The organism is Nostoc sp. FACHB-888 (assembly GCF_014696655.1).
Taxonomy (GTDB): Bacteria; Cyanobacteriota; Cyanobacteriia; order Cyanobacteriales; family Nostocaceae; genus Nostoc.
In genome coordinates, this window is sequence record NZ_JACJQM010000144.1 from 1 (window position 1) to 11031 (window position 11031).

The 11031-nt window shown below is 46.4% G+C and carries 13 protein-coding genes and 3 pseudogenes; 14 read left to right on the forward strand and 2 right to left on the reverse strand.

Going from position 1 to position 11031, the window contains the following annotated elements:
* The first annotated feature begins 346 nt into the window (after positions 1-346).
* From H6G26_RS33770 to H6G26_RS33795, 6 genes are all read left to right on the forward strand, one after another.
* Positions 347-904, forward strand: coding sequence for a DsbA family protein (locus H6G26_RS33770; RefSeq protein WP_190735377.1), 558 nt, complete (start codon positions 347-349; stop codon positions 902-904).
* 99 nt (positions 905-1003) lie between these two features.
* Positions 1004-1816 (forward strand): alpha/beta hydrolase, encoded by an 813-nt coding sequence (locus tag H6G26_RS33775; protein WP_190735380.1) that lies wholly within the window; start codon positions 1004-1006, stop codon positions 1814-1816.
* A gap of 55 nt (positions 1817-1871) precedes the next feature.
* Positions 1872-2057 (forward strand): hypothetical protein, encoded by a 186-nt coding sequence (locus tag H6G26_RS33780; RefSeq protein ID WP_190735382.1) that lies wholly within the window; start codon positions 1872-1874, stop codon positions 2055-2057.
* A gap of 36 nt (positions 2058-2093) precedes the next feature.
* On the forward strand, positions 2094-2621 hold the full coding sequence (locus H6G26_RS33785; RefSeq protein WP_190735389.1) for an SgcJ/EcaC family oxidoreductase: 528 nt from the start codon (positions 2094-2096) through the stop codon (positions 2619-2621).
* Between the two features lie 152 nt (positions 2622-2773).
* Positions 2774-3523, forward strand: a complete 750-nt coding sequence (locus H6G26_RS33790) for an SDR family oxidoreductase (RefSeq protein ID WP_190735391.1) — start codon at positions 2774-2776, stop codon at positions 3521-3523.
* Positions 3524-3571: 48 nt separating this feature from the next.
* Positions 3572-4441, forward strand: coding sequence for an alpha/beta hydrolase (locus H6G26_RS33795; protein WP_190735393.1), 870 nt, complete (start codon positions 3572-3574; stop codon positions 4439-4441).
* On the opposite strand, the pseudogene H6G26_RS33800 reads toward H6G26_RS33795, so the two are convergent.
* A pseudogene (locus H6G26_RS33800) lies at positions 4437-4526 on the reverse strand (IS5/IS1182 family transposase); the annotation flags it as partial. The gene H6G26_RS33795 and the pseudogene H6G26_RS33800 overlap by 5 nt on opposite strands.
* 261 nt (positions 4527-4787) lie before the next feature.
* Between H6G26_RS33800 and H6G26_RS33805 the strand changes: the two are divergent.
* The 6 genes and pseudogenes from H6G26_RS33805 to H6G26_RS33830 all read left to right on the forward strand — a co-directional run bounded on the left by H6G26_RS33805 (position 4788) and on the right by H6G26_RS33830 (position 9289).
* The gene (locus H6G26_RS33805) at positions 4788-6224 is read left to right on the forward strand and encodes an NAD(P)/FAD-dependent oxidoreductase (protein WP_190735395.1); all 1437 of its coding nucleotides are present in this window, start codon (positions 4788-4790) and stop codon (positions 6222-6224) included.
* 47 nt (positions 6225-6271) lie between these two features.
* Positions 6272-7387 (forward strand): alpha/beta hydrolase, encoded by a 1116-nt coding sequence (locus H6G26_RS33810; protein ID WP_199327206.1) that lies wholly within the window; start codon positions 6272-6274, stop codon positions 7385-7387.
* 310 nt (positions 7388-7697) lie between these two features.
* Positions 7698-8093 (forward strand): DUF6130 family protein, encoded by a 396-nt coding sequence (locus H6G26_RS33815; protein ID WP_190735398.1) that lies wholly within the window; start codon positions 7698-7700, stop codon positions 8091-8093.
* Between the two features lie 123 nt (positions 8094-8216).
* Positions 8217-8330 (forward strand): annotated as a pseudogene (locus tag H6G26_RS33820) (SDR family NAD(P)-dependent oxidoreductase); the annotation flags it as partial.
* A 22-nt stretch (positions 8331-8352) separates the two neighbouring features.
* Entirely contained in the window at positions 8353-8832 is a 480-nt protein-coding gene (locus tag H6G26_RS33825) for a nuclear transport factor 2 family protein (protein WP_190735400.1), read from the forward strand.
* A gap of 52 nt (positions 8833-8884) precedes the next feature.
* On the forward strand, positions 8885-9289 hold the full coding sequence (locus H6G26_RS33830; RefSeq protein ID WP_190735402.1) for a DUF302 domain-containing protein: 405 nt from the start codon (positions 8885-8887) through the stop codon (positions 9287-9289).
* Here the strand turns inward: H6G26_RS33830 and H6G26_RS33835 are convergent.
* On the reverse strand, positions 9271-9411 hold the full coding sequence (locus tag H6G26_RS33835; RefSeq protein ID WP_190735404.1) for a hypothetical protein: 141 nt from the start codon (positions 9409-9411) through the stop codon (positions 9271-9273). The genes H6G26_RS33830 and H6G26_RS33835 overlap by 19 nt on opposite strands.
* Before the next feature lie 99 nt (positions 9412-9510).
* On the opposite strand from H6G26_RS33835, the gene H6G26_RS33840 reads away from it, so the two are divergent.
* Together H6G26_RS33840 and H6G26_RS33845 are read left to right on the forward strand one after the other, a co-directional pair.
* Positions 9511-10158, forward strand: a complete 648-nt coding sequence (locus H6G26_RS33840; RefSeq protein ID WP_190735407.1) for a cysteine hydrolase — start codon at positions 9511-9513, stop codon at positions 10156-10158.
* Between the two features lie 53 nt (positions 10159-10211).
* Positions 10212-10933: pseudogene (locus H6G26_RS33845) on the forward strand (AIPR family protein); the annotation flags it as partial.
* Between the last annotated feature and the right edge of the window lie 98 nt (positions 10934-11031).

An 11031-nucleotide genomic window follows, 5' to 3' on the forward strand; every position in this document is an offset into this window, starting at 1 on the left:
TGGTTCTGGAATCATGTCACTCAGAAATTCATATTGAGCACGGGTCAGATTGCTGGGGTATGCTTTACTCATGTTGCTCTCTCAGTGCTGTCTACTATATATTCACAGCGTATACTGAGAGAGCTTTTTTACCATTTCTTTGACTTTTCAAACAGCCTCTTAGACTCAAACTAAAGTTTGAGACAACCTTCCACTGCGAGATGGACAGGTTCATCCATCACTCGATTATATAAAAATGTCAACCCAGAGTGGACGACAAGAGAGGGTCAATTGTCTATATTGAATCCATAGCAATGTTAGCGCAGTTGGGTTGTAAGGCTTAAGTTTGCTTAATACAAACCGAAACATGACTTACAACCGTGAAAATCGTTCTTTATTCGTTCTGCCTTCAACCCAAGATCATATTCAAGGTGTACTGAATGCTGCTGTAGTATTCGTCATGTATGGAGATTATGAATGTTTTCAAAGTGCCAACGTCTATCGATTGATTAAAGTTGCTCAACAGCAATTGAAGGTTTCGTTTGGAGAAAACAATTTAGGTTTTATCTTCCGTCACTTTCCTCAGGTACAGATTCATCCACATGCTCAACGGGCAGCGGAAGCCGCCGAAGCAGCAGCGGCTCAAGGGCAGTTTTGGCAAATGCATGAAATATTGTTCATTCATCAACAAGAGTTAAAGAATGGCTATCTAGTAGAGTACGCCAATCGGTTAGGACTTGATATTTCTCAATTTTTGCAGGATTTATCCAAAGGAACGTATGTTGATCGGATCAATGCGGATATCGAAGGTGGACTGCGAAGTGGAGTGAAGGCTGCACCCGCTTTGTTTATTAATGGAATTCGCTATCTTGATCGCTGGACTGTTGAGCAGATAATGGCAGCCATTGTTGCTGCAAATGATTAAGGTTTTTGATGCTTATCCCTACAAGTATTTCATAACTTCTATACGGACGACAAGAATCAGAGATTTCAGCAATTTAGCAAGAATACAGAGGCGATCGCAATGATAGTTTTTACATGGAAAAAAGTTCAAAAATTGTTGCTGTGGTTATTTGCATTAAGTTTTGTCGTTGGAATATCAATGCACCCAACACCAGCCACCTCCAAGGAATTACCTCAAACGTCCAACTCTAAACCTGCGATCGTTCTTGTTCATGGGGCTTATGCTGACGGGACATCATGGCAACACGTTATTCCATTGTTAGAGCAGGATGGCTACAGGGTGACTGCTGTGCAGATTCCGCTCACTTCTCTTGCTGATGATGTGGCAACGACGAAGCGGGTAATTGAGAGTCAGAAGGGTTCTGTTGTAGTAGTTGGACATTCCTATGGTGGAAATGTAATCACGGGTGCGGCGGCTGGCAATCCACAGGTGAAAGCTCTAGTTTATGTTAATGCTTTCGCACCAGATGTCGGTGAAAAGACGAGTGATTTGAATAAAAGGTACGCAGCACCTCCGATTAGTACGGCAATTGTGTCTGATGCTGCAAACTTCCTCTATGTTGATCGCGGGAAGTTTCACGAATTTTTTGCCCAAGACGTATCAAAGGCTGAGGCGCGAGTGATGGCAGCAACCCAAAAGCCGATCGCCAGCGCCGCGTTTGAGCAATCAGTGAATGAAATCGCCTGGAAAACGATTCCTTCCTGGTTTATCGTGACTCAAAGCGATCGCGCCATCAACCCTGAACTTCAACGATTTATGGCTAAACGGATTAATGCTAAGACAACCGAAGTTAACTCTAGTCATGTTCCTTTTATCTCTCATCCAAAAGAAGTTACCAAAGTGATTGAAGCAGCAAGTAATGCTGTGAAGTAATCCTAATCCTAAGAGAAGCAGTTTCTCGGTACATACAAATAGAACAGACCTAACTATGACTCTAGGAGATCCGATCGTGCCGACTCAAAATACAGGTATCACTAAAGTTGATCGCAGTAAACCCTTACTGCATCAACATGGATATGAAATTCAGCCCTCGTTGCGATTTTCGAGGAATGATTGGAACTGGCTCACAGAGCCGATGATTTTCAGAGTTCATAACACCCGCTATGCCGCTTGAGAACTGGTCTATCACTTAAAAGGAAAACTCAAAACTATGAATTTACAAACAGCTCAAACCACCACTACTGCTGACGAGTCGGCAATCCGTGCTTTCCATCGCCAGATGATTGATGCTTGGAATCGAGGTAGCGGCGAAGGCTTCGCTGCCCCGTTCAGCGAAACTGCCGATTTCATCACGTTCGAGGGCACGCATCTCAAGGGTCGAAAAGAAATCACTATATTTCATCAGCAAGCGTTCGATACAGTTGTCAAAGGAACACGCCTGGAGGGTGAGGTGGATTTTGTCCGCTTCGTGAACTCACAACTCGCGCTCATGCTCGTAGTTATCAGGGTAATACTGCCCGGACAAACCGAAACTTCACCGTCACGAGATTCGCTGCCGCTATACGTCGTAACGAAAGGCGACGAAGGTTGGCAGATCGAAGGGTTACTTAATACCCGGAAGTTAACGCTAGAACGTCAATTCTTCTTAGATGACTTTGACTCACTGAGCGCAGAGGCTCAACGTCAAGTGACTGAACTAGTTGTAAGTCTCAAGCAGCGTCATCAAGCAGATCAGTAAGAAATGGCACTAAGTTAAGATACAGCTTTTACCACAACTGGTTCCCACAATGAATGAAGGGTTAAATCTACTGTTCTCAAAGTTGTGATGCAACAGAACCGATAACACTTCAATGGTTCACACAAATCCAGAATCCCCATCAGATTAACATTATGAAAAAACTAGAAGGAAAAATCGCTCTTGTCACAGGCGGTACTAGCGGCATCGGTCTTGTCACTGCAAAGCGTTTTGTTGCTGAAGGAGCCTATGTCTTCATTACAGGTCGTCGCCAAACTGAACTGGATGCTGCTGTGAATGCGATCGGTGAAAACATCACGGGTGTTCAGAGCGATGCCTCCAATCTGGCAGACCTTGATCGCCTGTTCGCCACAATCAAACAAGAACAAGGACATCTTGATGTGATCTTCGCTAATGCTGGCGGTGGAGAACTCGTCCCACTCGGATCGATTACTGAAGAACACTTTGACAAAACGTTCAACACTAACGTTAAAGGTCTGCTGTTTACCGTGCAGAAGGCGCTGCCTCTGTTGCCAGAGGGCGCTTCCATCATTCTGAACGCCTCGACTACTTCTATAAAAGGCACCCCAGCCTTCAGCGTTTACAGCGCGACTAAAGCTGCCGTGCGCTCCTTTGCCCGAAATTGGATACTCGACCTCAAAGAGCGCAAAATCCGGGTTAACGCCATTAGTCCTGGCGTGGTTCCTACTCCTGGTTACAATCTTTTGGGACTGAGCGATAAGCAGGTGCAAGAATTCATGGACAGTCAAGCCAGCACCATCCCACTTGGAAGAGTAGGCACGCCCGATGAGATTGCCAAAGCCGTTGTCTTTCTTGCTTCAGATGACAGTAGCTTTGTGAACGGCATTGAGTTGTTTGTCGATGGCGGTATGGCACAGATTTGAAGTCCAAAAGGAGTTAAAGATGAAGTTTATCTTTGTTAATGTAATCCCATGACGACATATCGCACAGTTTTGATCGATGCTTTAAATATCTTCTACCGTGAAGCTGGTTCTCGTAATAATCCGACGATTTTGCTATTGCACGGCTTCCCAACGTCGTCTCACATGTTCCGCAATCTCATACCAGCACTTGCTGATAAATTCCATCTCGTTGCACCTGACTACCCTGGCTACGGCAACAGTTCGATGCCAACTGTAAATGAATTTGATTACACCTTTGATCGCTTGGCACAGATTGTGGAAAAATTCATTGCTGCGATCGCTCTAAAAAAGTATAGCCTTTATGTGATGGATTATGGCGCACCGATAGGCTATCGGATTGCCGCTAAATATCCAGAGCGCGTGCAATCTCTGATTGTTCAAAATGGCAATGCTTACGAAGAAGGTCTGCGCGAATTTTGGGAACCAATTAAAGCATACTGGCAAGAGCGATCACCTGAGAATGCTGAAAAGCTCAAATATCTTGTCACCCTGGAAGCGACGAAGTGGCAATATACCAACGGTGTTCGCAATCTAGAAGCGATCAACTCCGATACCTGGACTATCGATCAACATTTCCTCGATCGCCCTGGCAACGGTGAGATTCAACTAGCACTGCTGTATAGCTATGGTACTAATCCACCATTATATCCGCAATGGCAGGAGTATTTTCGCAAATATCAGCCACCAACCCTGATTGTTTGGGGTAAGAATGACTACATCTTTCCTGCTGACGGTGCTTATCCCTACCAGCGTGACTTGAAAGACGTTGAGTTCCATCTACTTGATACCGGACATTTTGCCCTGGAAGAGGATGGGGATGTGATCGCAAACTATATCGATCAATTTCTCACATCACGACTGCAACCCATCTCTGTCTAACTAAACGGCGAAACTGAGCCGTCCATGCAAAACTGCGCTCTACTACCCAACGATGTGGTAGCAACACGAATCCTTTTCTAGCTTCTAGCAGTTGTTCATAACACGCTCTAGCGAATCCAAACCCACGAACAAAAACCTACTAAGCTGTTACGCAAATAAGATTGCACATTAACTGGTGAGGTTGTTCTTTGTCAATTGTCCTTTGTCCTTAATAAACACTAATGACTAATGACTAATCACGGTCTACATGGAAAATAGTGCAATATGTAGGCGCGTTAGCTTAACAGCTTAATTGTCTGCTATTGCAATTCTTCTATCCATCGCAACGAGATATGAGGAGATCAACATGACAACGAGCAATTTCGATTTTACTGCCCGCGAAGCACTACGTCTGCTCGGCCCCGATCCCGAAAACTGGGTGCCCGATCGCCCTGGCATCGATCACAATGTTACTATAGTAGGTGGTAGTGGCAGTGGTAGTACCTTTGCATTTGCGCTACGGCGTGCTGGGATCGGTCGCGTGACGGCGATCGATGCAGCCGATGATGAGGCTCATGCAGGTGTGTGGCTGACGCGAGCGCGGATGGAAAAGCTCCGCACGCCGAAAAATGTGCCTGGCCCGGAACTAGGCATCCCAGAATTATCCTTTCAAGCCTGGTATGAAGCGCGGCACGGTGCGGAAGCTTACGCGGCGATTGATCGCATTGAGCGAGTGACATGGGCTGAGTATCTCAGTTGGTATCGGCACTTCCTCGGTATCCAGGTTCGTTACCGGACAAAGTTGGTGCGGATTGAGCCAGCTACAGGTTTCTTCCGCCTACACCTTGAGGTAAACGATGTCCCGCAGGTAGAGACTACGCGCAAAATTATTTTTGCCAATGGTGTGGCTGGCACTGGTGGTCCATACATACCTCCAGTACTGGCTGACTTACCACACACGCTGTACGCACATACCGCCGATGCCATCGATTTTGAAGCACTGCGCGGTAAGACTGTGGCAGTGCTGGGTGCGGCGGCTTCAGCTTTCGATGCAGCAGGAGTGGCGCTGGAATCGGGAGCGAAGGCAGTACACCTGTTTTCACGGCGATCGGCGATCGCATCTCTACCACTACTTCGGATACGGGAATACCCTGGTGCTTACTGCAACTATCCCCAACTACCCGATGCAGCCCGATGGTTCCAAGCTTGGCGCTTTCGTCAAGCAGGCTCCACGCCATCACGGAACGCGATTGAGCGAGCGATCGCCTTCCCGAACTTTCACATACACCTATCTGCACAGGTGAAATCGGCACGGGAAATGGGCGATCGCATTGTCACCCAGGTGAATGATGAGGTTTTCGAGTTTGATTTTGCGATCGCTGGCACTGGTTACTTCGTTGATCCAACAAAGCGTCCCGAACTAGCCGACTTTTCTCAGTACATTGCCCTCTGGCGCGATCGCTACGAGCCACCAGAAAACCTGCGCGACGACTATTTGGGAACGCACCCTTACTTCGGTAACGCCCGCGAATACCTAGAAAAAGTACCTGGCACTGCCCCTTACCTAAAAGACATTCACGTATTTAATCCTGCTGGTTTTGTCAGCTTTGGCTTGCCAATTGGTGACATATTTAGCATTCGCCGCGACATACCTGCAATAGTATCATGCATCAGTCACGACTTGTTCTTTGAAGACTGGGCGCATCATGAGGCACGGATCACAGGCGATATCGCCCCCGATTTTGAGAACTCGCTCTATGCTGCTGCGGTGTGGAAACAACCGATCGAGGCAGCGACCCGCTAGGTCAACAACCTTTTCACCAGTAACAAATAATTCCGGCTGGGAAACGAATGTCAGTAGAAAGTGATTGCCATTCCACAATCACTGCTGAATCAAATATCACTGTTAAATCAATTTACTTAACAGTGTCATTTCAACAGATTGTTTACTACTTATCAAAGGAAAATGTCATGGTTGCTCAAATAAACTCGTTAGCAGCAAAAATTTTGGAAGTTGCACACGATCCACGCCTTTCCAGTGGGGTGAAGGAATTTTTAAAAATGCTGAATTCAGGAGGTGTACCACTGGAGACACTCACTGCAATCGAAGCACGTCAAGTACTCGCGGATGCACAGGCTTCTGTTCCAGTAGACCTTTCAGGCATTGAAGAGTCTGAGAAGAAAATTATCGCTGACGGTTATTCGATTACGCTCAATATCGTGCGACCGGAAGGCGTTAAAGGCACATTGCCTGTTTTCATCTTTATTCATGGTGGTGGTTGGGTGTTGGGTGATTATCCAACACACAAGCGCATGGTTCGCGATCTGGTTGTGCTTTCAGGGTTTGCAGGAGTCTTTGTCAACTACACGCGCACGCCAGATGCTCAGTACCCACAGGCGATCAATGAGATTTATGCTGCAACCAAATGGGTTGCCGAGCATGGTCAGGAAATTGGGGTGGATGGCAAGAATCTGGCAGTGGTCGGCAACAGTGTCGGCGGAAATATGACAGCAGTCACTGCTTTGAAGGCGAAAGAAAACGGAGGACCACACATCAAGTTACATATCATGATGTGGCCGATTGTCGATGCTGATTTTGAAACGAATTCTTATCATCAATTCGGCGACAAACGGTACCTAACTGTACCCACGATGAAGTGGATGTATGACCTGTACATTCCTGACCCAGAAAAGCGCAAAGACATTTACGCATCTCCCTTACAAGCGACGGTTGAGCAACTCAAAGGCTTGCCTCCAGCATTAATTGTGGTTGCAGAGAGCGATATTTTGCATGACGAAGGCACAGCCTACGGACGCAAGCTCGATGAAGCTGGGGTAGAGGTGACAACGGTGCAGTACAACGGCATGATTCATGATTTTGGACTGCTCAATGGTTTAGCCGAGCTGCCAGAAGTCCGCTCTCTGTTTGTTCAAGCTGCTGCCCAATTGAAGAAACATCTGCAATAGGATGCGATCGATGTTTTTGAGGAAAGGAAAAGACGCTCTTCCATCGCTTTGCTGCTTACCGAGTTAGCGTAGGGGAAAAGGGTAAAGCGGAATGGCACTAAGTTAAGACACAGCCCTTGCCGTGACTGGTTCCTAGCCTGGAGGCTGAGAACTAATTCTAAAAGTCTCCGCCTCCGAAGGGTTGATGAGAAGCAGAGCCTCTTGAAATACATTCCCAGCCTACAGGCTGGGAACGAGGTGAAACAAGACTTTCGGCTTATTTTAGTGCCATTTGATCGTAATACAAACTACTCTCAAGTAATTACCTGCTATGAACAGCCACACACCGAGCGTTAGGGACATTATCGGATCATCACCGTTGATTGCGATTGAAAAGGAAGCACCGCCCAAGCTGATTGTCGATCCACCGCTTCCCGAACCGCTAGCACAGGGACGCGTCTTCATCCAGTACCGGACGGAGAATTTGCGCGTGTTGCCGGTGTTCGGCAAAGGTGCCCTCGAAGTATCGCCGCGCATCGGTCATATCCACATTACCGTTGATAACGCGCCGTGGCACTTTGTAGATTCCAGTGGGGAAACGATCATCCTGGTCGGGCTAGAACCTGGCGTACATAAAGTGCTGATCGAACTAGCTGACCCCACGCACAAAGTAATCACTAGCGAAACTGTAGAGTTCACGCTGCCCGATCCTAAGAAATCATCATGAAAAAACTATTGGTTTATCGCATTAATTTTGCGGGGCTACTAGATCCCCGACTTCCTGAAGAAGTCGGGGATCTGAACACCACTAAGCTCTCAAAACTTTTGCGATAGACCATTAGACGAAAAAATCGCAGTTGTGACGGGGGCATCTAAAGGAATTGGTGCTTCAATTGCCAAACATCTGGCAGCCGAAGGTGCAGCCGTAGTTGTCAATTACGCCTTTAGTAAAGAAGCAGCCGATCGCCGTTTTACACTACCATACTATGAATAACCCCAAAAATCCTCGACTACCCCTGCCGCCTTTTGATAATGAATCCGCCATCCAAAAAGTCCGAATTGCAGAGGATGCTTGGAACACACGTAACCCTGAACTAGTATCACTCGCTTACACATCGGATAGCATTTGGCGCAACCGCTCAGAATTTTTATCTGGTCGTGAGGCGATCGCACAATTCTTGACACGTAAATGGCTTAAAGAATTGGACTACCGTCTGATCAAAGAGCTTTGGGCTTTTCAAGACAACCGCATTGCTGTCCGATTTGCTTACGAATGGCATGATGATTCCGGCAACTGGTTTCGCTCTTACGGCAATGAGAATTGGGAGTTTGACGAACATGGATTCATGCGATGGCGTATTGCCAGCATCAACGACCTGCCAATTTCAAAGAGCGAACGCAAATACCACTGGATATTAGGTCGTCGTCCTGACGATCATCCAGGATTGTCAGACCTCAATCTTTGAAAAGCCCAACGACCATATCATCCAGTTTTTATCCTACAAGAAGTCCACTGCTATGAATGCAAACAACGGCATCATTAGCCAGCTCAGTCAATATTCAGTCCCTGTAACCATTGATCGATTAGAAGCCGTCCTTGAAGTAAAAGGCATCACCATTTTTGCCCGCATCGACCAACAGGCTGAAGCCGAAAAAGTCGGACTAAGCCTGTGTCCTACACAGTTGTTGCTGTTTGGCAACCCGAAAGCCGGAACTTCCCTCATGGTGGCAGAACCAACGATCGCCCTGGATTTACCCCTGAAAGTACTGGCATGGGAAGCGACTGACGGCAAGGTGTGGGTGAGTTACAACGATCCTAATTACTTAAAACAGCGATTTTCTCTCTCCGATGAGTTGGTGAAAAATATCGCTATCATTGCACCTTTAATCTATCAAGCACTTAGTTACGCCGATCGCCAATAAGTTGCAGAATTAGCACGCGATCGCACCTTGGCGTTTTTGAAACAGCATTTAGGCAGTGGTGTCAAAGTTTGAAACAGGGCGACCACTGCCAGATCATTCGCCCACCGCGATCGCTCTGGCAACCAAGATATTCTGATTCTGAATCATTGGGAAAACGCTGCATATCGCGGGTGGTTTTTAAGAAAGAGAACGGTGAAAATTAACAAGCAACGAGAAAAAGCATGAACATTAACAAGAATGACACCGCAGTAGTTGTCATCGATCCGCAAAACGATGTCTTGAGCGAAAAAGGGGTTTCCTGGGATTTGGTGGGTGAGAGTGTTAAGGATAACAAGACCATCGAAAACATTGAGCGAATCTTCAAAGCCGCGAAGCAGAATGGATTTGAAGTTTTTATCTCCCCTCACTATTACTACCCCACCGACCATAGTTGGAAATTTGCTGGAAACCTAGAGCAAATGATGCTTGAGGTTAAGGAGTTTGATCGCCGTGGTGCGTTGAGCCTCGATGGATTCCTGGGATCGGGTGCTGACTGGCTTGATCGCTATAAGCCCTTCATTGAGGATGGCTTGACAATTGTGGCCAGTCCTCATAAAGTCTATGGACCGCAAACCAACGATCTCGTTTTGCAACTGCGTAAACGCAAGATCAGCAAAGTTATTCTACTTGGAATGTTGGCAAATCTTTGTGTTGAAGCTCACCTACGCGAATTGCTCGAACAGGGATTTGAGGTTCTTGTTGTCAAGGATGCAACAGCAGCCCCTCGGCATCCGGAATTGGGTGACGGCTACAAGGCAGCACTGATCAACTTTGGCTATATTGCCAATGCAGTCCTTTCTACAGATGAAGTTGTAGCAGCAATCAAGTGATGTCAAACTCATCAATTTTACAAAACTTATGAAAATATCCGCATTACTCCTATGTTCTGTCAGCCAATAAAGTTAAGCCCAACAGAAATAAAACCGAGCGGAGATATTAGAAGCTAACGAGGGCGGTAGCGATGGGATTATCAACGGGGGACATACAGTTTTAGCCTTTGAGCAAGCGAAAAATTACAAATACGATTTAACCCAAGCCAGAGTAAAAGTTACCATCCACATTGGACTGACTGAAGAATCAGCCAAAGACATAGCCCTAGCTTCAAATACTACAACGCCAGTAGATTCTCGCTCCAAAGTTAACGCCAGAGGTGATTACAAATTCATCAAGCAGTATTTAGTCCAGTTAGAGAGAGCAGAAGATAGGAAATTCCGCATCGCCTATTACCAAAATCAAAGCAGCGCTCCTAGAAATGCCCAGTGCAATGTAACCCATTTGCTGAAACTGCTTTACTGCCTCGATAGAAATAAATACAATCCCGACGGCAATAAACGAACTAAACACCCAGCAGGGATGAGTCTTCCAAGTAACATCACAGATGCAGAAAGAGAAAGATTAACCGCTTTACTGCCTCTCTTGACTCATGCTCTGTGGATAGAGCAAAGACTCTACGAAATAATCCAAGACCATATCAGCAACCCCAGAAGGAAGGGTAGCAACGATTTAGCCTCAATAGATATACGTAAAACTACGTTGTTACTTGATAGTAAATACTCCTTTGGGTTTAGTGCGCCAACTGACCTCGCACTACCGATAATTGCATCAAAGGCGGAACTTTTTGCGCCGCTCCGTGGTAGTGTAATCAGGATACATTTTACAAATAAACAATGAAGCGACATTGGGAAGTAGACGAGTTAATTGAG

What these genes read in the sequence shown, in the direction of transcription:
- H6G26_RS33770 (WP_190735377.1), top strand. Translation starts at nt 347, where the DNA reads ATGACTTACAACCGTGAAAATCGTTCTTTATTCGTTCTGCCTTCAACC.
- H6G26_RS33775 (WP_190735380.1), top strand. Translation starts at nt 1,004, where the DNA reads ATGATAGTTTTTACATGGAAAAAAGTTCAAAAATTGTTGCTGTGGTTA.
- H6G26_RS33780 (WP_190735382.1), top strand. Translation starts at nt 1,872, where the DNA reads ATGACTCTAGGAGATCCGATCGTGCCGACTCAAAATACAGGTATCACT.
- H6G26_RS33785 (WP_190735389.1), top strand. Translation starts at nt 2,094, where the DNA reads ATGAATTTACAAACAGCTCAAACCACCACTACTGCTGACGAGTCGGCA.
- H6G26_RS33790 (WP_190735391.1), top strand. Translation starts at nt 2,774, where the DNA reads ATGAAAAAACTAGAAGGAAAAATCGCTCTTGTCACAGGCGGTACTAGC.
- H6G26_RS33795 (WP_190735393.1), top strand. Translation starts at nt 3,572, where the DNA reads ATGACGACATATCGCACAGTTTTGATCGATGCTTTAAATATCTTCTAC.
- H6G26_RS33805 (WP_190735395.1), top strand. Translation starts at nt 4,788, where the DNA reads ATGACAACGAGCAATTTCGATTTTACTGCCCGCGAAGCACTACGTCTG.
- H6G26_RS33810 (WP_199327206.1), top strand. Translation starts at nt 6,272, where the DNA reads ATGTCAGTAGAAAGTGATTGCCATTCCACAATCACTGCTGAATCAAAT.
- H6G26_RS33815 (WP_190735398.1), top strand. Translation starts at nt 7,698, where the DNA reads ATGAACAGCCACACACCGAGCGTTAGGGACATTATCGGATCATCACCG.
- H6G26_RS33825 (WP_190735400.1), top strand. Translation starts at nt 8,353, where the DNA reads ATGAATAACCCCAAAAATCCTCGACTACCCCTGCCGCCTTTTGATAAT.
- H6G26_RS33830 (WP_190735402.1), top strand. Translation starts at nt 8,885, where the DNA reads ATGAATGCAAACAACGGCATCATTAGCCAGCTCAGTCAATATTCAGTC.
- H6G26_RS33840 (WP_190735407.1), top strand. Translation starts at nt 9,511, where the DNA reads ATGAACATTAACAAGAATGACACCGCAGTAGTTGTCATCGATCCGCAA.